Origin of the sequence: Pseudomonas sp. NPDC089569, assembly GCF_050280625.1 — a bacterium.
GTDB lineage: Bacteria > Pseudomonadota > Gammaproteobacteria > Pseudomonadales > Pseudomonadaceae > Aquipseudomonas.
The window spans coordinates 1-23,635 of record NZ_JBNNVQ010000096.1; the positions used below are offsets into that span (position 1 = coordinate 1).

20 protein-coding genes and 2 pseudogenes are annotated in these 23,635 nt (G+C 61.4%); 6 read left to right on the forward strand and 16 right to left on the reverse strand.

From position 1 onward, the window contains the following. Positions 1–88 (reverse strand): annotated as a pseudogene (locus ACQKP2_RS25855) (hypothetical protein); the annotation flags it as partial. Positions 89–90: 2 nt separating this feature from the next. On the opposite strand from ACQKP2_RS25855, the pseudogene ilvD reads away from it, so the two are divergent. After that, positions 91–1,500 (forward strand): annotated as a pseudogene (gene ilvD / locus ACQKP2_RS25860) (dihydroxy-acid dehydratase); the annotation flags it as partial. A gap of 3 nt (positions 1,501–1,503) precedes the next feature. Here the strand turns inward: ilvD and ACQKP2_RS25865 are convergent. The 3 genes from ACQKP2_RS25865 to ACQKP2_RS25875 all read right to left on the reverse strand — a co-directional run bounded on the left by ACQKP2_RS25865 (position 1,504) and on the right by ACQKP2_RS25875 (position 3,349). After that, entirely contained in the window at positions 1,504–1,653 is a 150-nt protein-coding gene (locus tag ACQKP2_RS25865; RefSeq protein WP_427580620.1) for a hypothetical protein, read from the reverse strand. Positions 1,654–1,677: 24 nt separating this feature from the next. Further along, positions 1,678–1,965 carry a DUF6124 family protein gene (locus ACQKP2_RS25870; protein ID WP_427580622.1) on the reverse strand — a complete coding sequence of 96 codons (288 nt, stop codon included), beginning with the start codon at positions 1,963–1,965 and terminating at the stop codon, positions 1,678–1,680. Positions 1,966–2,281: 316 nt separating this feature from the next. Then, positions 2,282–3,349 (reverse strand): haloacid dehalogenase-like hydrolase, encoded by a 1,068-nt coding sequence (locus tag ACQKP2_RS25875; protein WP_427580623.1) that lies wholly within the window; start codon positions 3,347–3,349, stop codon positions 2,282–2,284. Between the two features lie 240 nt (positions 3,350–3,589). Here ACQKP2_RS25875 and ACQKP2_RS25880 point away from each other — a divergent pair, with 240 nt between their 5' ends. Continuing rightward, the gene (locus ACQKP2_RS25880) at positions 3,590–4,981 is read left to right on the forward strand and encodes an L-cystine transporter (protein WP_427580625.1); all 1,392 of its coding nucleotides are present in this window, start codon (positions 3,590–3,592) and stop codon (positions 4,979–4,981) included. Positions 4,982–5,080: 99 nt separating this feature from the next. Here ACQKP2_RS25880 and ACQKP2_RS25885 read toward each other — a convergent pair whose 3' ends face one another. Further along, positions 5,081–5,593 (reverse strand): dihydrofolate reductase, encoded by a 513-nt coding sequence (locus ACQKP2_RS25885; RefSeq protein ID WP_427580627.1) that lies wholly within the window; start codon positions 5,591–5,593, stop codon positions 5,081–5,083. Positions 5,594–5,679: 86 nt separating this feature from the next. On the opposite strand from ACQKP2_RS25885, the gene ACQKP2_RS25890 reads away from it, so the two are divergent. Beyond that, positions 5,680–7,050 carry a DUF2868 domain-containing protein gene (locus ACQKP2_RS25890; protein WP_427580628.1) on the forward strand — a complete coding sequence of 457 codons (1,371 nt, stop codon included), beginning with the start codon at positions 5,680–5,682 and terminating at the stop codon, positions 7,048–7,050. Then, positions 7,043–8,419, forward strand: a complete 1,377-nt coding sequence (locus ACQKP2_RS25895; RefSeq protein ID WP_427580630.1) for a GTPase/DUF3482 domain-containing protein — start codon at positions 7,043–7,045, stop codon at positions 8,417–8,419. The genes ACQKP2_RS25890 and ACQKP2_RS25895 overlap by 8 nt, the downstream gene beginning before the upstream one ends. Positions 8,420–8,527: 108 nt before the next feature. Here the strand turns inward: ACQKP2_RS25895 and ACQKP2_RS25900 are convergent, their stop codons facing one another. The 7 genes from ACQKP2_RS25900 to ACQKP2_RS25930 all read right to left on the reverse strand — a co-directional run bounded on the left by ACQKP2_RS25900 (position 8,528) and on the right by ACQKP2_RS25930 (position 17,108). Further along, complete coding sequence (locus ACQKP2_RS25900; protein ID WP_427580631.1) at positions 8,528–8,953, reverse strand: hypothetical protein; 426 nt, start codon at positions 8,951–8,953, stop codon at positions 8,528–8,530. Between the two features lie 85 nt (positions 8,954–9,038). Then, the gene (locus ACQKP2_RS25905; RefSeq protein ID WP_427580632.1) at positions 9,039–9,605 is read right to left on the reverse strand and encodes a phosphonate degradation HD-domain oxygenase; all 567 of its coding nucleotides are present in this window, start codon (positions 9,603–9,605) and stop codon (positions 9,039–9,041) included. A gap of 139 nt (positions 9,606–9,744) precedes the next feature. Next, positions 9,745–10,770, reverse strand: a complete 1,026-nt coding sequence (locus tag ACQKP2_RS25910; RefSeq protein ID WP_427580633.1) for a putative 2-aminoethylphosphonate ABC transporter substrate-binding protein — start codon at positions 10,768–10,770, stop codon at positions 9,745–9,747. Between the two features lie 53 nt (positions 10,771–10,823). Further along, positions 10,824–12,548: a putative 2-aminoethylphosphonate ABC transporter permease subunit gene (locus tag ACQKP2_RS25915; protein ID WP_427580635.1), complete on the reverse strand. Its 1,725-nt coding sequence runs from the start codon at positions 12,546–12,548 to the stop codon at positions 10,824–10,826. Beyond that, positions 12,548–13,624: a putative 2-aminoethylphosphonate ABC transporter ATP-binding protein gene (locus ACQKP2_RS25920; RefSeq protein WP_427580636.1), complete on the reverse strand. Its 1,077-nt coding sequence runs from the start codon at positions 13,622–13,624 to the stop codon at positions 12,548–12,550. Before ACQKP2_RS25920 ends, ACQKP2_RS25915 begins: the two co-directional genes overlap by 1 nt. Before the next feature lie 348 nt (positions 13,625–13,972). Next, positions 13,973–14,836, reverse strand: coding sequence for a LysR family transcriptional regulator (locus ACQKP2_RS25925; RefSeq protein WP_427580651.1), 864 nt, complete (start codon positions 14,834–14,836; stop codon positions 13,973–13,975). A 16-nt stretch (positions 14,837–14,852) separates the two neighbouring features. Beyond that, the gene (locus ACQKP2_RS25930) at positions 14,853–17,108 is read right to left on the reverse strand and encodes a heavy metal translocating P-type ATPase (protein ID WP_427580638.1); all 2,256 of its coding nucleotides are present in this window, start codon (positions 17,106–17,108) and stop codon (positions 14,853–14,855) included. Between the two features lie 84 nt (positions 17,109–17,192). Between ACQKP2_RS25930 and cadR the strand changes: the two genes are divergently transcribed. Continuing rightward, positions 17,193–17,642, forward strand: coding sequence for a Cd(II)/Pb(II)-responsive transcriptional regulator (cadR, locus tag ACQKP2_RS25935; protein ID WP_427580639.1), 450 nt, complete (start codon positions 17,193–17,195; stop codon positions 17,640–17,642). An 89-nt stretch (positions 17,643–17,731) separates the two neighbouring features. On the opposite strand, the gene ACQKP2_RS25940 is transcribed toward cadR, so the two are convergent. The 3 genes from ACQKP2_RS25940 to ACQKP2_RS25950 all read right to left on the reverse strand — a co-directional run bounded on the left by ACQKP2_RS25940 (position 17,732) and on the right by ACQKP2_RS25950 (position 20,460). Beyond that, a complete protein-coding gene (locus ACQKP2_RS25940) occupies positions 17,732–18,703 on the reverse strand; it encodes a thymidylate synthase (RefSeq protein ID WP_427580641.1) in 972 nt (323 codons plus the stop codon). Positions 18,704–18,766: 63 nt separating this feature from the next. After that, a complete protein-coding gene (lgt, locus tag ACQKP2_RS25945) occupies positions 18,767–19,579 on the reverse strand; it encodes a prolipoprotein diacylglyceryl transferase (protein ID WP_427580643.1) in 813 nt (270 codons plus the stop codon). Positions 19,580–19,677: 98 nt separating this feature from the next. Next, positions 19,678–20,460: a sulfite exporter TauE/SafE family protein gene (locus tag ACQKP2_RS25950; protein WP_427580645.1), complete on the reverse strand. Its 783-nt coding sequence runs from the start codon at positions 20,458–20,460 to the stop codon at positions 19,678–19,680. Between the two features lie 133 nt (positions 20,461–20,593). Here ACQKP2_RS25950 and ACQKP2_RS25955 point away from each other — a divergent pair, with 133 nt between their 5' ends. Next, positions 20,594–21,340, forward strand: a complete 747-nt coding sequence (locus ACQKP2_RS25955) for an NRDE family protein (RefSeq protein ID WP_427580647.1) — start codon at positions 20,594–20,596, stop codon at positions 21,338–21,340. A gap of 98 nt (positions 21,341–21,438) precedes the next feature. Here the strand turns inward: ACQKP2_RS25955 and ptsP are convergent. After that, positions 21,439–23,635, reverse strand: a 2,197-nt coding sequence (gene ptsP / locus ACQKP2_RS25960) for a phosphoenolpyruvate--protein phosphotransferase (RefSeq protein WP_427580649.1), incomplete at its 5' end; no start/stop codon positions are given.

Genomic DNA, 23,635 nt, shown 5'->3' on the forward strand with positions numbered 1-23,635 from the left:
CCAGGAAGTAGTCGACGACATTGGCGTCCGTCACGTCCTCGCTGAACTTCATGAAGTAGTGCAGCACCGCCGGAATAATCCCGGCCGCGCGGCGGCCCGATGGAAGCCGGCAAGACCAAACTCGCTTCCCACGGCCTCGACCTGGTCGACGCCATGGTGATCGCCGCCGACTCCAGCGCTTCTGACGAGAAAGTCGCCGAGTACGAGCGCAGCGCCTGCCCGACCTGCGGTTCGTGCTCCGGCATGTTCACCGCCAACTCGATGAACTGCCTGACCGAAGCCCTGGGCCTGGCCCTGCCGGGCAACGGTTCGACCCTGGCGACCCACAGCGACCGCGAACAACTGTTCCTGCAGGCCGGCCGCACCATCGTCGAGCTGTGCAAGCGTTACTACGGCGAGAACGATCAGTCGGTACTGCCACGCAACATCGCCAACTTCGAGGCGTTCGAAAACGCCATGATGCTCGACATCGCCATGGGCGGTTCGACCAACACCATCCTGCACCTGCTGGCTGCGGCCCAGGAAGCCGAGATCGATTTCGACCTGCGCGACATCGACCGTCTGTCGCGCAAGGTGCCGCAACTGTGCAAGGTGGCGCCGAACATCCAGAAGTACCACATGGAAGACGTGCACCGCGCTGGCGGGATCTTCAGCATCCTCGGCTCCCTGGCCCGTGGCGGCCTGCTGCACACTCAGCTGCCGACCGTGCACAGCCGCAGCATGGAAGAAGCCATTGCCAAGTGGGACATCACCCAGACCAACGACGAAGCCGTGCACCACTTCTTCAAGGCAGGTCCTGCAGGCATCCCGACGCAAACCGCGTTCAGCCAGTCGACCCGCTGGGAAACCCTGGACGACGACCGTGAAAACGGCTGCATCCGCAGCTTCGAGCACGCCTATTCGAAAGAAGGCGGCCTGGCCGTGCTGTACGGCAACATCGCCCTGGACGGCTGCGTGGTGAAAACCGCCGGCGTCGACGAGTCGATCCACGTGTTCGAAGGCAACGCCAAGATCTTCGAAAGCCAGGACAGCGCAGTGCGCGGCATCCTCGCCGATGAAGTGAAGGAAGGCGATATCGTCATCATTCGCTACGAAGGTCCGAAAGGTGGCCCGGGCATGCAGGAAATGCTGTACCCGACGTCCTACCTGAAATCCAAAGGCCTGGGCAAAGCCTGCGCCCTGCTGACCGACGGCCGTTTCTCCGGCGGCACCTCGGGCCTGTCCATCGGCCACGCTTCGCCTGAAGCGGCAGCTGGCGGCGCAATCGGCCTGGTGCAGGATGGCGACAAAGTCCTGATCGACATTCCGAACCGCTCGATCAACCTGTTGATCAGCGACGAAGAACTGGCCGCGCGCCGGGTTGAGCAGGACAAAAAAGGCTGGAAGCCAGTGGAAGTGCGTCCACGCAAAGTGACCACCGCCCTGAAGGCCTACGCCCTGCTGGCCACCAGCGCCGACAAGGGCGCCGTGCGCAACAAGGCGATGCTCGACGGCCTCTAAGCCTTAGCCATCGCCCACAAAAATGCCCCGCAATTGCGGGGCATTTTTTTGCTGCTCACTCTCCCCTGTAGGAGCGAGCATGCTCGCGATGGACGCCAGAGCGCCGCGGGGTATCAGGCAGCCAGCGTCATCGTTGACGACCATCGCGAGCATGCTCGCTCCTACAGTGGATAGCGACTATTCCTGCGGATCGAGGTTGTCCAGTGCCTGATTAACCGCCAGCTCGCCCAACATGATGATCTGCGCAATGCCCAGCATCGTGGCGCGTTGCGAGCCTTCCAGCAGCGCGGCGAAATCGCTGGCCATGACGTTCGCTGATGCCAAGGACTCGCAGGCGTGCGCCAACAGGGTTTCGGTATCGAGGCCGGGTTCGATCATGAAGGTTCGACTGGGTTTGCGTGGAGTAGCGTTGATGCGGGCGGACAGGTTGTCGGAGATATGGGGATCGGGGGAAACCTTGAACATAGATAAAACTCCTTTCACGAACCCTACACACAGCCGGGCTACCAAACCCGATCGCTGATGTTCAGCGACAGGCAAACGGTAGAGCCTAGGTGTTATGCGAACAAGCCAGCGAAATCTGGCTTAGCCGTAGTCCCTTGCTCAAGAATGTGTAAGTTGCGACTGTAAGGAAATTTCGTTCAAGCGGAGTCTTTCATTGCGCAGATAGGCCCCATCGCGGGCAAGCCCGCTCCCACAGGGATCTTCGGGGTTCACAAAATTTATGTTTCACCCGAAAACCTGTGGGAGCGGGCTTGCCCGCGATTGAAGCGCCTCGGTCTTACTGAATTTCTTCCGGCTTCACGATCACCCAGTTCTTGTCCGCCGTCACCGGCAAACCTTCCTTGGCCTGGGCCGCGGCGTGCTTGGCCATCATGCCGTTGATCTGGGTCATGTATTTGTCCTTGCGGTTGACCCACAAGTGGATGCCGCCCTTGGCCACGTCAACTCCGTGGAACAGCATGTAACCGTCGCTGCTCGGGGTATCGCCGCCCACCAGGACCGGTTTTTTCCATTCATCGATGTAGGTCAGGATCGCCGCGTGCTTGCCAGCCATCCAGGTCGCCGGGGTCCACAGGTACGGGGTCAGTTCGAGGCCGACGTTGGCTTTCTCGTCATATTTTCCGGCAGTGATCTGCTTGCGCGCCGTGGTCAGCTCGCCGGTCTTGGGATCCTTGAGCAGCAACGAAACGCCGATGACGTTCTGCGGCTTCACGTTGTAGCCGTATTTCGGATCGGCAGCGACCATGCGCACCAGCTCTTCGGAGGCAGCGGTCATCACATAGACCTCGATGCCGTTTTCCATCAGCTTGTTGTACAGCTCTTGCTGGCCGGTGAAGATTTTCGGTGGGTTGACGTCGAGGTTCTTGACCACGTCGCCTTCGTAATAGCTGGCCGGTACCGGTTTGCCGGAAGCCATCATTTCATCGACGTAACCCTTGAGTTCCTTGAGGGTGAAACCGGAAAACACCTGCGCGACCCATGGGTAGCACACCATGTCATCGACTTCGCAGAGGCGGTAGTAGTAACTGAACAGGCTTTCCTTGTGGTCGGCAGTGTCCTTGAACGGCATCAGTTTCAGGGAGGGGTCGAGTTTCTCGCGGGTGATCAGGCCCTTGTTCTCCATGAACGGCAGCAGCGACTCTTCCAGGTCGTAGCGGTAACTGGTGTTGTCCATGTCGAACACCGCGTAGTTACCTTTGTTGGCATTGGCCGCGATCATGGCGTCCAGTGCCTTGGCCTGATCAGCCGGCCAGTGCTTCAAATCGGTCGCGAATGCCTGGTGGACAAGACCCATGCCCAGGCTCAGTCCCAGCGCGGCAGCCAGAAATTTCGGTGCGAACTTCATCGGCGTTTCTCCCTGATTGAAAGGGATCGACGCTAACAAATAAGTGTGACAGTCCACGTCTGTCAGCGACCGTCGACGCGCCTTCCGCGCCAGATGCATACCTGAAAGCGACATCCTCTTATTCCAAAAACGACACTCGCCAGACGTATTCGGTATTAATCCATTATTTTTCAAGCTGTTAGGCTTGCCCGTTCGCAGCTGCCCCGGAAGGCAGTTGGCACACGTCTAATGGGAGTTCCAATGAATCTGCCGCTGATTCTCAACCTGCTGGTGTTCTTCGTGCTGCTGGCCGGCCTGGCGCAAACCCGCCACACCACTTTCAGCCTGGCGAAAAAAGTCCTGCTCGCGCTGGTACTGGGCGTAGTGTTCGGCGTGGCGCTGCATACGATTTACGGCACGGGCAATCCGGTGTTGAAAGCCTCGATCGGCTGGTTCGATCTGGTGGGCAACGGTTACGTGCAATTGTTGCAGATGATCGTCATTCCGCTGGTATTCGCCTCGATCCTCAGCGCCGTGGCCCGCCTGCACAATGCCTCGTCACTGGGCAAGATCAGCTTCCTGACTATCGGCACGCTACTGTTCACCACGGCCATCGCCGCGTTGATCGGCATCGGCCTGACCAACCTGTTCGGCCTGACCGCTGAAGGTCTGGTGGCCGGCAGCCAGGAAATGGCTCGCCTGCAGACCATCCAGACCGACTACGCGGGCAAGGTCGCCGACCTGAATGTGCCGCAACTGCTGCTGTCGTTCATTCCACAAAACCCGTTTGCCGATCTGGCACGAGCCAAGCCGACCTCAATCATCAGCGTAGTGATCTTCGCTGCATTCCTTGGCGTCGCCGCCCTGCAACTGCTCAAGGATGATGTGGAAAAAGGTCAGAAAGTGATCAACGCCATCGACACCCTGCAAGCCTGGGTGATGCGCCTGGTCAGGCTGGTGATGAAGCTGACCCCGTACGGCGTGCTCGCACTGATGACCAAAGTGGTGGCAGGTTCCAACCTGCAAGACATCATCAAGCTCGGCAGTTTCGTGGTCGTTTCCTACATCGGTCTGGGCCTGATGTTCGTCGTCCACGGCCTGCTGGTATCGGCCGCCGGGATCAACCCGCTGCGGTTCTTCCGCAAGATCTGGCCGGTGCTGACCTTTGCGTTCACCAGCCGTTCGAGTGCGGCGACGATCCCGCTGAGCATCGAAGCACAGACCAGCCGTTTGGGTATCCCGCAGTCGGTCGCCAGTTTCGCCGCTTCGTTCGGTGCAACCATCGGCCAGAACGGCTGCGCTGGGTTGTATCCGGCGATGTTGGCGGTGATGGTGGCGCCGACCGTGGGCATCAACCCGCTGGACCCGTTGTGGATCGCGACGCTGGTGGCCATTGTGACGCTCAGCTCGGCTGGTGTGGCGGGGGTGGGCGGCGGTGCGACCTTTGCCGCGCTGATCGTGCTGCCAGCGATGGGCTTGCCGGTGTCATTGGTGGCGTTGCTGATTTCGGTCGAGCCGTTGATCGACATGGGCCGTACGGCGTTGAATGTGAGTGGTTCGATCACCGCGGGGGCGATTACCAGTCAGGTGATGCAGCAGACCGATAAAGAATTGCTGAATGCCGAGGAGCATGCGGAACTGGTGCAGGCTTGATCCGCGCCTGACAGATCGCTATCGCGAGCAGGCTCGCTCCCACAGAGGATTTGTGTCGCTCACAGATCCAATGTGGGAGCGAGCCTGCTCGCGATGCTTTTAAGCTCTTTCCCAGACTTCGAAGTTGTAGGCCGGTTTGTCATCCACCGCCGGGTTTTCCACATTGGAAATCAGCTTCCAATCCTGCGAATCAAACTCCGGAAACCACGCATCCCCTTCCGGACTCAACGCCACACGCGTCAGGTACAAGCGATCAGCCTGCGCCAGACCTTGCGCATACAACTGCGCCCCGCCAATCAGCATCAGCTCATCGACGCCCTGCTCCTTGGCCCATTCCTCGGCACGAACAACAGCGGCTTCCAGCGACGGATAAACTTCCGCGCCTTCCAGCACCAGATCCGCTTGACGGCTGACCACGATGTTCAGGCGACCCGGCAGCGGCCGCCCGAGCGAGTCCCAGGTCTTGCGCCCCATGATGATCGGCTTGCCCAGGGTGGTGGCCTTGAAGTACTTGAAGTCCCCCGGCAAGTGCCAGGGCATGCTGTTGTCGACGCCGATCACACGGTTTTCACCGAGGGCTGCGATCAGGCTGAGGGGGAGTGATTTAGTCATGCCGGCGAGGATACCAGAGGCTACCGCGCCCAGATAAGCGCCACAGCGGTTATGCTCACAGCTCAATCCAAGCGACGGGATGCCGCGTGACTGAACTGAACAACCTCTGGCTGACAGAAACCATCCGCTTGCGTGAAGAGCACGCAGGCCCGCTGGAAGATCTGGAAGCCAACCGCCTTGCTCGCAACGCGGGTGGCGATCTGCCGACACGCATCTTGCGTCGTGCCTTGTGGCTGGCCGAGCGTGATGGCTTGAGTACTGCACTCAATCACTGGTTGCAGGGCGCAAGACTGGCGTTGATTGTCCTCGCCGTGCTGGCCGTGATCAGCGGTGCCGGCCTGGCCTTCGCCGCGCTGGGCGACGGGCAAACGCCGGTGAACGTGTTCTGGGCCCTGGGTAGTCTGCTCGGGCTCAACCTGATCCTGCTGCTGAGCTGGGCCCTGGGCCTGGTGTTTGCCGGTGAACACGGCGCCAGCCTGGGGCGCCTGTGGTTGTGGCTCAGCGAGAAACTCGCCCGGGACGCCAAGGCGGCACAATTGGCCCCCGCCCTGCTCCTGCTGCTGCAACGGCACAAACTCAATCGCTGGGCGATTGGCGTGTTGGTCAACGCCCTGTGGCTGCTGGCAATGCTCAGTGCGCTGGCGATGCTGCTGACGCTTTTGGCCACCCGGCGCTATGGGTTTGTCTGGGAAACCACCATCCTCGGTGGCGACACCTTTGTCGCCCTGACCCAAGCCCTCGGCGCCCTGCCGGGGTTGTTGGGGTTCGGCGTGCCGACCGAGCAGATGATCCGCGCCAGCGGCGATGCCGCGCTGAACATTGAGAGCGCCCGCCAAACCTGGGCGGCATGGCTGGTGGGCGTGCTGGTGGTGTACGGCGTGGTGCCGCGCCTGTTGCTGGCGCTGTTCTGCCTGTGGCGCTGGAAGTCCGGCCAGGCAGCCTTGCAACTGGATTTGAATCTGCCCGGTTACGCAAATCTGCGCGAACGTCTGATGCCCTCCAGTGAGCGACTGGGCATCAGCGACACGGCGCCCGAGCAACTTCATCGAGTTGAAAGTGGTGCCAGTGAAGCGCGAAGCGAAGGTGCATTGCTGGTGGCCATCGAGTTGGACGACCAACGTCCATGGCCACCCCATCTACCGACAAGCGTCAGCAATGCCGGCATCCTCGACAGCCGCGAATCGCGCAACAAACTCCTGGAGCAACTCGGTCGCTTTCCTCCGGCCCGCCTGGCAATCGCCTGCGACCCTCGGCGCTCGCCGGATCGCGGCAGCCTGGCGCTGATCGCCGAACTGGCGCGCAACGCCGGCACCACCCGCGTCTGGTTACTGCAGGCCCCGCCTGGTGAAGCGCTGGATGCCGAACGTCTTGGTGACTGGCATGCGGCACTGCAACAGCTCGAGCTGTCGTTCGCCGACAGCGCGCCTCTGAGCTGGCTGGAGACCGGTCATGACTGAAGCCAGGAAAACGCCGCTGAAACTGGCCGTGGTCGGCCACACCAATGTCGGCAAGACGTCGTTGCTGCGCACCCTGACCCGGGATGTCGGATTCGGCGAAGTGTCCCATCGCCCCAGTACCACGCGTCACGTCGAAGGTGCGCGGTTGTCGGTGGACGGCGAACCGTTGCTCGACCTCTTCGATACGCCAGGCCTGGAAGACGCCATCGCCCTGCTCGATTACCTTGAGCGCCTGGAGCGCCCTGGTGAACGCCTCGACGGTCCGGCGCGCCTGGCGCGATTCCTTGAAGGCAGCGAGGCGCGACAGCGTTTCGAACAGGAAGCCAAGGTGCTGCGGCAACTGCTGACCTGCGATGCCGGCCTCTACGTGATCGACGCCCGCGAGCCGGTGCTGGCCAAATACCGTGACGAACTGGAAGTGCTGGCCGGTTGCGGCAAGCCGCTGTTGCCGGTGTTGAATTTCGTCAGCAGCGCCAATCACCGGGAACCGGCGTGGCGTGAAGCGCTGGCACGCCTGGGCTTGCATGCGCTGGTGCGGTTCGACAGCGTCGCGCCGCCCGAGGATGGCGAGCGTCGGCTCTATGAAAGTCTTGCGCTGTTGCTGGAACATGCCCGTCCGCAGCTTGAGCGTTTGATCGCTGACCAACTGGCGCAACGGCAGGCACGCCAGCAAAGTGCGGCGCGTCTGATTGCAGAGCTGTTGATCGATTGTGCGGCCTGTCGGCGCAGCGTGGTCAGCGAAGCCTCACAGGAACAACAGGCCGTCAGCGAATTGCGCCAGGCGGTGCGTCATCGGGAACAACGCTGCGTCGAGGCTCTGCTCAAGCTTTACGCCTTTCGCCCGGAGGACGCCGCTGCCAGCGATTTGCCGCTGCTCGATGGCCGCTGGGGTGATGACCTGTTCAACCCTGAAACCCTCAAGCTGCTGGGCGTGCGGGTCGGTGGCGGGATAGCGGCGGGCGCGGCAGCCGGAGCCGGGGTCGATTTGCTGGTGGGCGGCCTGACGCTGGGTGCCGCTGCATTGGCCGGGGCCATCGCCGGGGGTGCCCTGCAGACAGCGCGCAGTTACGGCAATCGCTTGCTGGGCAAGATCAAGGGCCAGCGCGAACTGACCGTCGACGACAATGTGCTGCGACTGCTGGCGCTGCGCCAACGCCAGCTGCTGCAAGCGCTGGATGCCCGTGGTCACGCCGCGATGGACAGCATCCAGGTGGCCACTCCCCAGGACAAGACCTGGCGCGACGGCAAACTGCCCGAACCGCTGAGCAAGGCCCGCGCGCATCCGCAGTGGTCATCGCTCAATGCGCATGCGAAGTTGAATCAGGCCGAACGCCAGGAGCAGATTGAGGTATTGGCGCAGCAACTGTAGGAGCGAGCATGCTCGCGATGGTCGTAAACGATGACGCTGGTTGCCTGATACCCCGCGGTGCTCTGTCGTCCATCGCGAGCATGCTCGCTCCTACAGTACAGGGGTGGGTTATTGCCAGCCGAGTTTCATGAACTCACGCACCAGGGCATTTACGCGGGTTCGATCCGTGCGATCCGCCCGGCCGTCGTTGTCGACATCGGAGCACAACACCACCTCGAAGGTGCCGTCGTTATCCAGGTCATGAACCGCTGCCTTATAGGCAATGACCGGCCCCTCATGAAAATGCAGACGTACCGACTCCGGTGTGCCGTCGCCGGACGGGTTCAGCGAGAACATGCGCAGATGCCGCTCCTCGCCCTCCCCCTCGTTGAACCATCTGCATTTCAAGTAGTTGGTGCCGAAGGTCCTGAGCAGCAGAATCTCGGCGTCCGTCGCATCGCGCAGGAATGCATCGTCTTCATAAAACTCATAGTGAAGCGTCTCTGCCGTCCCGCTGCCGTCACGATCCTGTGCAATCACTTTTAAATAGCGCATCCATTTGCCTCCTGGTGAAAAGCTCAGCTTGAGCCCTGCCATCAAGGCAAACCATGCAACGTTTCGGCAAAAGCCGTAGGACCGGTCAGCAGGCCTCGCGAGACAAGACGCTGACGGCCTTGCGCTTCAATATCTCCAGATCGATCACCGGCACATGCATCTCCTTGGCCAGTTCATCCCACTGGCGCATGCGCAGGCTGACGGCGCACAACGGGTCCTGTTCGAAGGTGTCGGCTTCGGCTGCCGTCATCACCCCACCCTGATATTCCAGGGTCCGGCGACTGGCTTCGCTCAAGCGTTCGTAGTACCCCGGCTCCCTGAGTGTCAGATAGCGCTTGGCCTGAACGTGGTACTCCACCAACCGCGCCATGCGCTCGCTGAAACCGGCATTGCGCAGGTAATCGGCACCGAGCCGTTCATGGCTGACCACGCCGAAGCCGCCCATGTTTTCCGCGCCTTCGGCGCAGATGTGCCCGATGTCGTGGAAGAATGCAGCGAGCACCACTTCGTCATCGAAACCTTCGGCCATTGCACATTGCGCGGCCTGGGACATGTGCTCGATCTGCGACACCGGCTCGCCGATGTAGTCGCTGTCGCCAAAGCGCTCGTATAGCGCGAACACCTTGGCAACAGTTTGTTCGGTACGGTCCATCAGAGGTCTCTCTATGCAGTGAGATTTGTGCTCAATGGTAGACCGTCTTCGCGGGCAAGCCTCGCTCCTACAGTGGGAAACGCATTCCAATGTGGGAGCGAGCCTGCTCGCGATGAGGCCCTGTCAGACAGCGACGACCTTACTTGGCCGCCACTTTCTCGGACTTGCCGTCATAGCGCTTGCGCCATTCGGTCAGGATTTCGTCGCGATTCTTCGAAGCCCAGGAGAAGTCGTTCTTGATCAGACGCTGCTCGTAGTCGGCCGGCAGCTCGGTCTGCGGCTTGGCGATGCCAGGCTGGGCGAGGACGGCGAAGTTCTCTTTGTACAGTTCCATCGCCTCTGGACTGGCGGAGAAGTCGGCCAGTTTCTTCGCGGCATCTTCGTGTGGCGTGCCCTTGATGACCGCCGTGGCTTCGATTTCCCAACCCAGGCCCTCTTTCGGCAGGATGATGTCCAGCGGTGCGCCCTGGCGCTTCAGCTGAACGGCCGGGTATTCGAAGGAAATGCCGATCGGGAATTCGCCAGCGGCAGCCAGTTTGCAAGGCTTGGAGCCGGAGTGAACGTACTGGCCGATGTTCTGGTGCAGGTCATCCATGTACTGCCAGCCCTGCTTCTCGCCGAAGGTCTGCAACCAGGCGCTGACATCGAGGAAGCCGGTGCCGGACGACGCAGGGTTCGGCATCACGATCTTGCCTTTGTATTCAGGCTTGGTCAGGTCTTGCCAGCTCACTGGCTTGGTCAGGCCCTGCTTTTCGGCTTCGACGGTGTTGAAGCAGATGGTCGCGGCCCAGACGTCCATGCCGACCCAGGCTGGCGGGTTTGCGGCATCGCGATAGTTGCCACCGATCTTGCCCAGGTCTTTCGGAGCGTAGCTCTGCAGCATGCCCTGTTGATCGAGGATCGCCAGGCTCGAAGCGGCCAGGCCCCAGACGGCGTCAGCCTGCGGGCGCTCTTTCTCGGCCAGCAGTTTGGCGGTGATGATGCCGGTGGAGTCACGTACCCACTTGATTTCAACGTCCGGGTTGGCTTTTTCGAATGCCGCTTTGTAAGCAGTCAGTTGTTCGGCTTCGAGGGCGGTGTATACCGTCAACTCGGTTTTCGCAGCGTACGCATTCAGGCTAAAAGCGGTGAGTACAGCAGCGGCCAGGGCCATAGGCTTGAACATGATCTTTTCCTGTTTTATGAGTTGAGGGGGCTTTCGGTTTCAAGAGAAGGCAATCAATGACCGGGCGCGGTCTGCCGCCAGGCTTGCGAGCGGCGCAACAAACCGCGCGAAGCCCAGGCCAGCAGCAGGGACACACCCGCCGAGGTGAACAGAATCAGGGTCGACATCGCCGCCGCGCCGCCGACGTTGCCGGCGTCATCCATGTTCAGCACCGCCACCGCCGCGAGGATGGTGTCGGGGCTGTAGAGGAAGATCGCCGCCGAGACGGTGGTCATAGCCGAAACGAACAGGTAGCGCACGATGTCCAGCAGCGCTGGCAGGCAGATCGGCACGGTCACCCGCAGGTAATGCCGATACAGCGGCGCCTTGAGCGACAGGGCGGCGGCCTCGAACTCGGCGTCGAGTTGGCGCAGTGCGGTGGTGGCGCTCATTTGCGCAGTGGTCAGATAGTGCGCAATGGTGCAGACCACCAACAGGGACATGGTCCCGTACAGCACGTGCAGCGGGTTGCCCGTCAGGTTGAAGAAGAAGACATACCCGAGCCCCAGTACCAGACCCGGCACGGCCATCGGTACGAAACTGAGCATGCGCAGGGTCAGATTCAGCCCGCGTTGGCCCTTGGTCTTTTCCATCAGGTACGCGCCGGTGAAGATCAGCACACTGCCGATCAGCGCCGTGTACAAGGCCATCTTCAGGCTGTTGCCATAGGCCAGCCAGCCACCGCCGGCGGTGTCGTTGAACTGGTAGTGGTTGAGCGACAGCGACAGGTTGTATGGCCAGAATTTCACCAGGGACGAGAACACCGCCATTCCGAACACCAGCAACAATGCGGCGCAGATCAGCAACACGATGGCCAAATAGAAGCCGTCGCGCTTTTTCGACGGTGCCGGTTTGAAAACTTGCGCCCGACCGCTCATGGAGTCGCCCTGACGCCGACGCAACCAGGCATCGACACCGAAGCTGAACAGCGCCGGCAATAGCAGCACCATGCCGATCAAGGCACCACGTCCGAACTGTTGCTGACCGACCACCGCTTTGTAAGCCTCCAGCGCCAGCACCTGATAGTCGCCACCGACCACCACAGGCACGCCGAAGTCGGTAACGGTCAGGGTGAACACCAGACAGAACGCCGCGAACACCGCCTGACGGGTCGCAGGCCAGGTGATGCTGCGAAAGGCTTTGGCGGGGCTGGCGCCCATGCTGGAGGCGGCATCGAACAGTCGCGCATCCGCCAGGGACAACGCCGACAGCAGGATCATCAAGGCATGCGGGAAGGTGTAGATGACCTCGCCCAGAACGATGCCCCAGAAACCGTAGATGTTGTCCGAGAGCAAACCGCGCAACATGCCCTGGTTTCCGAACAGATAAACCAGCGCAATGCCCGGCAGCATCGACGGCGCCATCAATGGCAACAGCGAAATGCCTCGCCAGAGGCCTTTACCCGGAATCAACGTACGTTGCAGGGCGTAGGCGAACAGGTAGGCCAAGGGGACGACAATGGCCGCGACACTGAGGGACACCTTCAGGCTGTTACCCAGCAGCCAGTGGAAATTGGCACTGGTGACCAACTCACGCGCGGCCAACCAGCCACCACCCTGCCCGGCCTCGGAACTGAAGCCACGCCAGAAAATCGCCAACAGTGGCATCAACACGGCGATGCCGAGCAACACCAGCAGGAGGACCTTGCCGCCGAGCACAAAGATCCGGTCGCCAACTTCGGCGCGCGAGACTTGCCGAACCTGCTTTCGCGGCAGCGGCAGCGCAATGTTCGCGCTCATCAGGCAAACACCTGCAGGCTGCGCGGTGGCAAGGCAACCATGATCTGCTGGGCACCGAGGCGAGGCATGGCTTCAGGCGCCAGCTCGGCCAGCAAGGCATGGCCCGGCAGTTGATCAAGTTCGAAGCTCATGCGGCAGCGATTGCCCAGGAAGGTTATTTCGCGGACCCTGGCCGGGAACAGGTTTTCTTCGTGCACGATCGGGTTGACGTTGATCGCTTCCGGGCGGCAGAACAAACGGCCCGAGGCATTCTTGGCGCTGCCATCGGCCAGACGCAGGTTCATCCCGCCGACCTGCGCGTGGCTGCCACTGCCACTATGGAACGGCAACCAGTTGCCCTGGCCGACGAATTCGGCCACGAATGGCGTGGCCGGGCGGTCATAGATTTCCTGCGGCGTGGCGAACTGCTCGACCTTGCCGTTGTTCATCACAGCGATGCGATCGGCCATCAACATGGCCTCATCCTGATTGTGGGTGACCATCAGGGTGGTGATGCCAAGCTCGCGTTGCAGTTGGCGCAGTTCGGTGCACAAGTGCTCGCGGACACGGGCATCGAGTGCCGACATCGGCTCATCGAGCAGCAACAGCGAAGGCGAAGGCGCGAGCGCCCGTGCCAAAGCCACCCGCTGCTGCTGGCCGCCGGACAACTGGCCAGGGTACTTTTTCTCGCTGCCGCTCAGGCCGACCAACTCCAGCATCTGACCGACCCGCTGACGGACTTGATCACGACCACTGCCGGCGAGGCCGTAGGCGATGTTCGCTTCGACCGTAAGATTGGGAAACAGCGCGTAGGACTGGAACAGAATGCCGTAGTCCCGCGCCTGGGGTGCCAGGTGAGAAACGTCGCGGTCGCCCAGGTACAACTCGCCAACATCCTGCCGCTCAAGTCCGGCGATGCAGCGCAGCAAGGTGGTTTTACCGCAACCCGAAGGCCCCAGCAGGCACACCAATTCACCGGCCGCCACGTCGAGCGACACGTTATCCAGTGCAGTAAAAGCGCCGAAACGCTTTTGCACGCCGCGCACCTTCATCGGCACGCCGGGATTGGTCAGGGCAGTTGTGATCGAGTTGTTCATGGACGGACCTCATCTAACAGATGAAGGCCATCCTAGAGTTGTAATGCGTCCGTCATGTGGCAGTAAGGCAAAAACCGCCGATAGTGGTATTCGGAGATTTTGGTTCACTCTGCCCCCCTGATCGTTCCCACGCTTTGCGTGGGAACGCCTCCACGGACGCTCCGCGTTCGGCTCTTGGGACGCAGAGCGTCCCGGGCTGCATTCCCACGCAGAGCGTGGGAACGATCAAACGACCGAAAGTAGTATTCGGACTGACGCCATCGCGAGCAGGCTCGCTCCCACATTCGACCGCGCTCCCCTGTGGGAGCGAGCCTGCTCGCGATGAGGCCAGTGAAGGCAACGAAGATTTCAGGCCGGGGCCATTTCCTGTGCGACCCCCAGGAACGCCGCCGGCAGCCGTGCGCCTTTTCGCTCCTTGAGGCAGTACAGGTACTCCGGCAGCAAGGGTGCCCCCTCGATGGTCAGCACCCGCAACTGCGGATCGTGGGGGACTTCCTGACGGGCAATGAGGCTGATGCCGATGTTGCGCAGCACGGCTTCCCGGATTGACTCGCGGCTGCCGATCTCCAGCAATGGCCCGACACTCACTCCGGCGCCGGCGAGTAACTCTTCGGTCAGGCGACGGGTGGTCGAGCCCGGCTCGCGCATCAACAACGTATGCCCGGCCAACGCACCAAGTTGCACATGATCATGGACCGCCAGCGGATGATTGCGATGCACGGCCAGCACCAGCGGATCGCTACCGAGCACCCGGCGAATCAACCGTGCATCCTCAAGCAACTGCGATGAGGCCGCGACATCGACCCGATACTCCTCCAGGGCTTCGAGTACCTGCTGGGAGTTGCCGATCTCTACCGATACCTCCACCTGCGGCAGGCGCTCGCGGAAGGTTTTCACCAGATCGAGGATGTAATACGGCGCCGTGGCGGCGATACGCAACGTGCCCTGGAGCTGGCCGCTGTTACGCAGGAAGAACTCGATGTCGGCCTCCTGCTGCATCAGCGCCTTGACCATCGGCAGCAGCCGCGCGCCTTCTTCGCTGACGCTCAGGCGGCGGCCACCGCGGTAGAACAGCTCCACCGAGTACTGACTTTCCAGATGCCGGATCTGGGTCGTCACCGTGGGCTGGCTCAGGCCGAGCTTTTTCGCTGCCAGGGTAATGCTGCCCAGACGGGCAACCATGTAAAACGCCTTCAGCTCGGCACTCAGCACAAACATCCCTCTTCGTTTATTTGCGCAACAGGCGCAAACCGTTGAACACCACCAACAGGCTCACACCCATGTCGGCGAACACCGCCATCCACATGGTAGCGAGCCCGGCGAAGGTTACCCCAAGAAAGATCGCCTTGATGACCAATGCCAACGCAATGTTCTGTTTGAGCACACTGGACGTCTGCCGCGACAGATTAACGAACGCCGGAATCTTGCGCAGATCGTCGTCCATCAGGGCGACATCCGCAGTTTCGATGGCGGTATCGGTACCCGCAGCGGCCATAGCGAAACCAATCTCCGATCGCGCCAGCGCCGGTGCATCGTTGATGCCGTCGCCGACCATCCCCACACGATGACCCTGTGCATAAAGTGCTTCGATGGCTTGCAGCTTGTCGGTCGGCAGCAGATCGCCCTGGGCCTGGTCGATGCCGACCTGCGCGGCAATCGCCTGGGCGGTATGGACGTTATCACCGGTCAGCATCAGGGTTTTGATGCCCAGATCATGCAGTTGTCGAATCGCTTCGCGGCTGCTCTCTTTCACTGTATCCGCCACGGCAAACAGCGCCAGTGGACCGGACCGGTCAAGCAACAGCACCACTGACTTACCCTGCTTTTCCAGGGCGAACAGTTTGTCTTCCAGCGCGGGCGAACACAGCCCAAGGTCTTCGACCAGACGATGGTTGCCCAAATGGTAGAGCTGGCCGTTGATCCGGCCGCGCACCCCGCGACCGCCCAGCGCCTCGAAGTTATCCACAAGCAGCGGGGCCAACTGTTTATCCACAGCCGCGTTGGCGATGGCCCGCGACACCGGGTGATCCGAACGGCCGGCCAATGCCGCCGCGATGGCCGGGGCCAAGGCATCGGCGGTGGGATCGAGCGACAGATAGTCCGTCTGCACCGGCTTGCCGTGGGTAATGGTGCCGGTCTTGTCCAAGGCCAGATAATCGAGTTTGTACCCCCCCTCCAGATAAACGCCGCCCTTCACCAGAATGCCCTTGCGTGCCGCAGCCGCCAGGCCGCTGACGATGGTCACTGGCGTAGAGATCACCAGGGCACAGGGACAGGCGACAACCAACAGCACCAGCGCACGGTAAATCCAGTCGAACCACAGCGCATTCATGAACAACGGTGGAATCACCGCCACTGCCAGGGCCAGGGCGAACACCGTCGGGGTATAGATTTTCGAGAAACTGTCGACGAATCGCTGAGTCGGCGCCCGCGCGCCCTGGGCCTGTTCGACGGCATGGATGATTCGCGCCAGGGTCGAATGATTCGCCGCCGCCGTTACCGCATATTCCAGTGAACCGGCCTGATTGATCGTGCCGGCGAAGACCTTGTCGCCAATGGCTTTTTCCACCGGCAGGCTTTCACCGGTGATGGGCGCCTGATCAATGGTCGAGTTGCCTGCCAGCACTTCGCCGTCCAGGCCGATCCGCTCACCAGGACGCACCCGCACCCGCGCGCCGAGCCCGATGCTTTTCACGTCTTGCTCAACCCAACTGCCGTCAGCCTGCAAGACGGTCGCCTGCTCCGGGGTCATCTGCATCAGGCCGCTGATGGCGTTGCGTGCGCGGTCCAGCGACCTGGCTTCGATCAGCTCGGCCACGGTGAACAGGAACATCACCATCGCCGCTTCCGGCCACTGGCCGATCAGGATCGCCCCCGTCACCGCGATACTCATCAAGGCATTGATGTTCAGGTTGAAGTTTTTCAGGGCGATCCAGCCCTTTTTATAGGTGCCCAGACCGCCACTGAAAATCGATATCAAGGCGATGATTGCCACCACCCAGTTCGGCGCGGCACCGGTGAAGTGAATAACCTCGGCCGCCAGTGCAGTCACACCGGACAGCGCCAGCGGCCACCAGGACTTTTTCACGGTCGCCGGCGCCGGCGCTTCGCTGCCCTGTTCAAGGGGCTCGGCCTGCATGCCGAGGGAGCTGATGGCCTCGATGATCGGTGCGGTACTCGACAGGTTGTGGGAGACGCCCAGAACCCGATTGATCAAATTGAACTCCAGCTGCTGTACGCCGGTCAGTTTCCCTAGCTTGTTCTGAATCAGCGTCTGCTCGGTCGGACAGTCCATGGCCTCGATGCGAAAGCGGCTCAGGCGTGCATCTGCCGTAGGCGCTTCGCTCAGCTGGATCAGCGCAGGCGTCACGGTTTTCGACGAACAACAGGAATCGCCATGGCCGCCATGAACATGGGCAGTCACGGGCTTGAATTTACTGCTGCAAGCCTCTTCGGGTTTGTGGGTGTGCAGGGAATCGCTCATTGGTTGCGTCCATAAGAGTACCTGTTGCCAAGTAAAGACCCTGTAGCCACTATAGGGTCAAGCACCCTTTTGGAGATTGTCGTCATGAAGATTGGAGAACTGGCGAAACTCACGGATTGCGCCGTTGAAACGATCCGCTACTACGAACGCGAAAACCTGCTGCCGGAACCGGCACGCAGCGACGGCAACTACCGCGTCTACACCCAGGCCCACGCCGAGCGCCTGACCTTCATCCGCAATTGCCGCACCCTCGACATGACCCTCGAAGAAATCCGCAGCCTGCTGGCATTTCGCGACAGTCCGCAGGATCAGTGCGAAAGCGTCAATGCGCTGATCGACGAACACATCCACCACGTCAAGGCACGAATCGACGGCCTGCTGGCCCTGCAGGCGCAACTGCTCGACCTGCGCCAGCGTTGCGGTGGCGGGCCGGAGGTCGATCAATGCGGGATTTTGCAGAGGCTGGAAGTGAGTGGCGGGGTTGTTGCAACAGAGGTGGAGCATTCCCATGTTGGGAGAAGTCATGGGCATTGAGGACGCCTTCGCGGGCAAGCCTCGCTCCTACGGATCACCCACCTGTAGGAGCGAGGCTTGCCCGCGAACACCGCGTAGCGGTGCTTGATTCAGACCGCCATCGGCGCTGTCATCGGCGCGTGGTGCTCGTAGCCTTCGAGCGAGAAATCGCCAGGTTCTACCTGCTCCAGCCACTCCGGCTGATACACGCCGGTCTTGGCGAACTCCGGCACACGGTCGGAAATCACCAATTTGGGCATCGGGAACGGCTCGCGCTTGAGCTGTTCGTTGAGCATGTCCAGATGGTTTTCGTAGATGTGCGCATCGCCGATGAAATAGGTGAACCAGCGCGGCGTGTAGCCGGTCAGGCGACCGATCAGGCTCAGCAGCGCCGCACCTTCTGTCAGGTTGAATGGCGTACCCAGGCCCAGGTCGTTGGAGCGGATGTAGAGGGTCAGGGAAATCTCCTTGGTCTCGACATTCGGGTGGAACTGGTACAGCAAGTGGCAAGGCGGCAGCGCCATCTCATCGAGTTGGGCGCAGTTCCAGCCGTGGAACAGAATGCGGCGGCTGCCCGGGTCCTTGATGATGGTGTCGATGCACTGGCGAACCTGATCAATGGCTTTGTACAGCACCACATAGGCTTGGCCGTCCTCTTCGCCTTGCGCAATCTGGCGGTAGCCTTGCTTGAGTGTCTGCTCGATGGCGGCCGGGTTGCTGACCGGGATCTGCTTGTACGCAGGCCATTTGCGCCATTGCACGCCGTAGATTTCGCCAAGGTCGTCTTCACCTTGACGGAACGGGTTAGCCAGCCATTGGCTGTTTTCGTTGGCATTCTGGTCCCAGACCTTGCAGCCCAGCGCGCGGAATTCAGCCGCGTTGTTCACCCCGCGCAGAAAACCGCACATCTCACCGATGGCTGATTTGAAGGCCAGTTTGCGGGTCGTGATCGCCGGAAAACCTTCCTGCAGGTCATAACGCAACATCGCACCGGGAAAGCTGATGGTGTTCACGCCGGTACGGTTGGCCTGCTTGGTGCCGTTCTTGATGACGTGGGCGACCAGTTCGAGATATTGCTTCATGAGTTACCTGTGTCCTTGAACCCGCAGCCGCTGCTGCGGGATTCGAATGAAGTGCGCAGTGGCTTAAACCGCTGCCGCCGGGGCTGCCGGGGCACGGCGGTACGCCAGCCAGATCAGCAGCAGACCGCCAACGATCATCGGCACGCACAGCAATTGGCCCATGGTCAGCCAGTTCCAGGCCAGATAGCCCAGTTGCGCATCCGGTACGCGGACGAATTCGACGATAAAACGGAAAATGCCGTAGAACAGCGCGAACATCCCAGAAACCGCCATGGTTGGCCGCGGTTTGCGCGAGAACAGCCACAGGATCAGGAACAGCGCCACACCTTCCAGGGCAAACTGGTACAGCTGCGAGGGGTGACGCGGCAACTGCGCCGGATCGCTGAACGGCGGGAAGATCATTGCCCACGGCACGTCGGTCGGCTTGCCCCACAATTCGGCATTGATGAAGTTACCGATGCGCCCGGCACCCAGGCCGATCGGCACCATGGGGGCGACGAAGTCCATCAACTGGAAGAACGTCTTGTTGTTCTTCTTGCCGAACCACAGGGCCGCCAGCATCACGCCGATAAAGCCGCCGTGGAACGACATGCCGCCCTTCCACACTTCGAAAATCAGCGTCGGGTTGGCAAGGTAAGCGCTCAGATCGTAGAACAGCACATAACCCAGCCGCCCGCCGACAATCACCCCCATCGACAGCCAGAACACCAGGTCAGAGAGTTTTTCCTTGGTCCAGGTCGGATCGAAGCGGTTCAACCGGCGCGACGCCAGCAACCACGCGCCACCGATGCCGATCAGGTACATCAGACCGTACCAGTGGATTTTCAGGGGACCGATGGCAACGGCCACCGGATCAATCTGCGGGTAAGGCAGCATTGCGACTCCTCGTTAGAGTTCAAATCTTCAAAATTTCCCCGGTGACGCTGCCACCTCGGGATTAAGCCAGGATTGCGCCGTGCGTCAGAGCAGATGCTTCAGACTAGAAAGTTCAGACCAACGCAAAACAGCAAAGCGGCAAACAGTCTTTTCAGCAACTTCGGCGAAAGCTTGTGGGCAAGCCGTGCACCGATGCGGGCGAAAAACATGCTGGTCAGGGCAATGCCCAACAAGGCCGGCAAGTAAACGAAACCGAGACTATGAGCCGGCAACTGAGGATCGTGCCAGCCCAGAATCATGAAACTTAATGCACTTGCCAAAGCGATCGGCAGGCCGCAGGCCGACGATGTGGCGACCGCCTGCTGCATCGGCACGCTGCGCCAGGTCAGAAACGGTACGGTCAGCGAACCACCGCCAATGCCGAAAATCGCCGAGGCCCAACCGATCACACTGCCGGCTACGGTCAGACCGACTTTACCCGGCACCGTTCGACTGGCCTTGGGCTTGAGGTCCAGCGCCAGCTGCGCGGCAATCACCAGGGCAAACACACCGATGATTTTCTGCAGGTTGGGTCCGGAAATCGCTTCGGCCGTGATTGCGCCGAAACCGGCACCGATCAGGATGCCAAGGGTCATCCAGACGAAAATCGGCCAACGTACGGCACCGCGGCGATGATGCTCGCGCACCGCGTTGACGGAAGTGAAAATGATCGTCGCCAGCGACGTACCGACGGCCAGATGCGTCAGGATCGAAGGATCGAACCCCTGCGCTTTGAAACTGAACACCAGCACCGGCACGATGATGATCCCGCCGCCGACGCCGAACAGCCCGGCCAGCACACCGGCACAGGCGCCGAGCGCCAGATAGAGCAGAAATTCCATGCTGTTTTCCCACCCAACCCCAGAACCGGAGCGGCATGTTAACGGATGCATGGCCTCGGGCTCCACTGGATGGCGATGGATACCCGCACCATGACTGCGTAGAGTGGACAAAAAACACACAAGGACATGCCTTATGTGCCTGATTGTTTTCGCCTGGCGACCGGGTCATGCCCAACCGCTGATCGTGGCGGCCAACCGCGACGAGTTCTATGCCCGCCCCACCCTGCCGCTGGCGCGATGGCCGGAAGCTGCGCAGATCTACGCGGGGCGCGACCTGGAGGCCGGCGGCACCTGGCTCGGCGTCGGGGCCAACGGACGCTTCGCCGCACTGACCAACATTCGCGATCCTCATCGACCGCCGGGGCGCAAATCGCGCGGTGAGCTGGTGGCGCGCTTTCTCGGCGGCGAACAGTCGATAGATGACTATTTGAGCGATGTTGTCGCACGTTCGCCGGAGTACGGTGGATTTAACCTGTTGGTTGGCAACAACAACGAACTCTGGCACTTCAATGCGCGGGAGTCGGAGGCAGTGATGCTGCCTGCGGGTGTCTACGGTGTGTCGAATGCCGGGCTGGATACGCCGTGGCCAAAACTGCTCAAGGCCAAGGCTGCGTTGAGCGAAGTGCTGGAAGATCCCCAGCCTCAAGCGTTACTGGCGCTACTGAGCGATGCGCAGCAAGCACCATTCGCCGAACTGCCGGACACCGGCGTCGGCCTGGCCACCGAAACATTGCTGTCGAGCGTGTTCATTGCCAGCCAGAGCTACGGGACCCGGGCAAGTACGGCGTTGATTGTGCACGCGGATGGCACACGGCACCTGGTCGAGCGGAGCTTCGGCCCCTTTGGCGGGCATCTCGGGGAAGTGGAGATCAGGATTTAGGGTGCCTGGACTGACGCCTTCGCGGGCAAGCCTCGCTCCTACAGAGGACCGATTGGCCTGTAGGAGCGAGGCTTGCCCGCGAAGAGCGCACCGCAGATTCAGAGCGGCTTGATAGCCGCCGGATTGATCATCCGCGCCAGCCCGAGGTTCTTCAGCGCCAGGTGCAGCGAGCTGTGGATAACTTGCGGGTTGTCGATGGTCATCAGTTCGGCCAGCAGTTCCCGGGCCTTGCTCAGATTGATCTGGCGCAGCATCCACTTCACTTTCGGCAGGTTGGTGGCGTTCATCGACAAGCTGTCGAAGCCCATCGCCATCAACAGCACCGCAGCCGCCGGATCACCAGCCATCTCACCGCAGATACTGACCGGCTTGCCTTCGGCGTGGGCATCGCGCACGACGGTTTGCAGGGCCTGCAATACGGCCGGGTGCAGGTAGTCGTAGAGGTCGGCCACTCGCGGGTTGTTTCGGTCCACGGCCAAAAGGTACTGGGTCAGGTCGTTGGAGCCCACCGACAGGAAGTCCACCTGCCGCGCCAGCTCCTTGGTCTGATACACCGCTGCCGGAATTTCGATCATCACGCCAACCGGCGGCATTGGCACGTCACAACCTTCGTCGCGCACCTCGCCCCAGGCACGGTGGATCAGGTGCAGGGCTTCTTCCAGCTCATGGGTACCGGAAATCATGGGCAACAGAATGCGCAGGTTGTTCAGGCCCTCGCTGGCCTTGAGCATGGCGCGGGTCTGTACCAGGAAGATCTCCGGATGATCGAGGGTAACGCGTATGCCGCGCCAGCCAAGGAAGGGGTTGTCTTCCTTGATCGGGAAGTACGACAGCGCCTTGTCACCGCCGATGTCCAGCGTGCGCATGGTGACCGGTTGCGGATGGAACGCGGCCAATTGCTCGCGGTAGATCGCCAGTTGTTCCTTTTCGCTCGGGAAGCGCTGGTTGATCATGAACGGCACTTCGGTGCGATACAGCCCGACACCTTCGGCACCGCGCTTTTGCGCCCGTGCCACGTCCGCCAGCAGGCCGGTGTTGACCCACAGCGGCATGCGGTGCCCGTCGACCGTGACGCACGGCAGATCGCGCAGCGCGTCGAGGCCCAGGGCCAGTTGTTTCTCTTCCTCGACCACTTCGGCGAACTGCTTGCGCAGCACGTCGCTGGGGTTGGTGTACACCTCGCCGTGGTAGCCGTCGACGATCATCTGGATGCCGTCGACCTTGGAATACGGCAGGTCGACCAGGCCCATGACCGTCGGGATGCCCATCGCACGCGCCAGGATCGCCACGTGGGAGTTACCCGAGCCGAGTACGGAAACCAGACCCGCCAGCTTGCCTTCCGGCACCTCGCCGAGCATGGCCGGCGTCAGTTCTTCACTGACCAGAATGGTGTTGTCGGGATAGACCAGGGTTTGCTGGCGTTCTTCCTGCAGGTAGGCCAGCAGGCGCCGGCCAAGGTCCTTGACGTCGGAGGCGCGCTCACGCAGGTAGGCGTCGTCCATCAATTCGAAACGGTTGACGTGATCGGTGACCACCTGGCGCAGTGCGCCCTGGGCCCACTGACCGGTCTTGATCACCGTGGTCACTTCGCTGCCCAGCGCCGCGTCGTCGAGCATCATCAGGTAGACGTCGAACAGTGCGCGCTCTTCAGGGCGCAACTGCGTCGCAAGCTTGGCGGACAGCGCGCGCATGTCGGCACGCACGCCTTCGATGGCTGTCTTGAACAGTCCGAGTTCGGCATCGATGTCGGTGATGGCCTTGTCGGGCACCACGTCCAGGTCGGCCGGAGGCAGCATGACCACGGCCGTACCGACCGCCGCACCAGGCGAACCCGGTACGCCGACGAACTTGGCTTCCTGAATACCCTTGCCCTGGCGGCCCAGGCCACGGATGGAGCCCGTGGCCTCGGCGTGGGCGATTACCCCGGCGAGTTGGGCGCTCATGGTCACGAGGAAGGCTTCTTCGCCTTCATCGAACTGGCGGCGTTCTTTTTGCTGGATGACCAACACGCCGACAACGCGGCGGTGGTGAATGATCGGCGCCCCGAGGAACGAGGCGAAGCGCTCTTCACCGGTTTCGGCAAAGTAGCGGTAGCGCGGGTGATCCGCGGCGTTCTCAAGGTTCAGGGGTTCTTCACGCGTGCCGACCAGGCCAACCAGACCTTCATTGGGGGCCATGCTGACCCTACCGATCGAGCGCTTGTTCAAGCCCTCGGTGGCCATCAGCACGAAACGGTTGGTCTCGGGATCAAGCAGATAGACCGAGCAGACCTGGCTGCCCATGGCCTCTTTGACG

Excerpts from the sequence above, each read along its gene's own strand:
- ACQKP2_RS25865 (WP_427580620.1), bottom strand. The coding sequence starts at position 1,653 with ATGCTCGCGATGGTCGTCAACGATGACGCTGGCTGCCTGATACCCCGC.
- ACQKP2_RS25870 (WP_427580622.1), bottom strand. The coding sequence starts at position 1,965 with ATGTTCAAGGTTTCCCCCGATCCCCATATCTCCGACAACCTGTCCGCC.
- ACQKP2_RS25875 (WP_427580623.1), bottom strand. The coding sequence starts at position 3,349 with ATGAAGTTCGCACCGAAATTTCTGGCTGCCGCGCTGGGACTGAGCCTG.
- ACQKP2_RS25880 (WP_427580625.1), top strand. The coding sequence starts at position 3,590 with ATGAATCTGCCGCTGATTCTCAACCTGCTGGTGTTCTTCGTGCTGCTG.
- ACQKP2_RS25885 (WP_427580627.1), bottom strand. The coding sequence starts at position 5,593 with ATGACTAAATCACTCCCCCTCAGCCTGATCGCAGCCCTCGGTGAAAAC.
- ACQKP2_RS25895 (WP_427580630.1), top strand. The coding sequence starts at position 7,043 with ATGACTGAAGCCAGGAAAACGCCGCTGAAACTGGCCGTGGTCGGCCAC.
- ACQKP2_RS25900 (WP_427580631.1), bottom strand. The coding sequence starts at position 8,953 with ATGCGCTATTTAAAAGTGATTGCACAGGATCGTGACGGCAGCGGGACG.
- ACQKP2_RS25905 (WP_427580632.1), bottom strand. The coding sequence starts at position 9,605 with ATGGACCGTACCGAACAAACTGTTGCCAAGGTGTTCGCGCTATACGAG.
- ACQKP2_RS25910 (WP_427580633.1), bottom strand. The coding sequence starts at position 10,770 with ATGTTCAAGCCTATGGCCCTGGCCGCTGCTGTACTCACCGCTTTTAGC.
- ACQKP2_RS25915 (WP_427580635.1), bottom strand. The coding sequence starts at position 12,548 with ATGAGCGCGAACATTGCGCTGCCGCTGCCGCGAAAGCAGGTTCGGCAA.
- ACQKP2_RS25920 (WP_427580636.1), bottom strand. The coding sequence starts at position 13,624 with ATGAACAACTCGATCACAACTGCCCTGACCAATCCCGGCGTGCCGATG.
- ACQKP2_RS25930 (WP_427580638.1), bottom strand. The coding sequence starts at position 17,108 with ATGAGCGATTCCCTGCACACCCACAAACCCGAAGAGGCTTGCAGCAGT.
- cadR (WP_427580639.1), top strand. The coding sequence starts at position 17,193 with ATGAAGATTGGAGAACTGGCGAAACTCACGGATTGCGCCGTTGAAACG.
- ACQKP2_RS25940 (WP_427580641.1), bottom strand. The coding sequence starts at position 18,703 with ATGAAGCAATATCTCGAACTGGTCGCCCACGTCATCAAGAACGGCACC.
- lgt (WP_427580643.1), bottom strand. The coding sequence starts at position 19,579 with ATGCTGCCTTACCCGCAGATTGATCCGGTGGCCGTTGCCATCGGTCCC.
- ACQKP2_RS25950 (WP_427580645.1), bottom strand. The coding sequence starts at position 20,460 with ATGGAATTTCTGCTCTATCTGGCGCTCGGCGCCTGTGCCGGTGTGCTG.
- ACQKP2_RS25955 (WP_427580647.1), top strand. The coding sequence starts at position 20,594 with ATGTGCCTGATTGTTTTCGCCTGGCGACCGGGTCATGCCCAACCGCTG.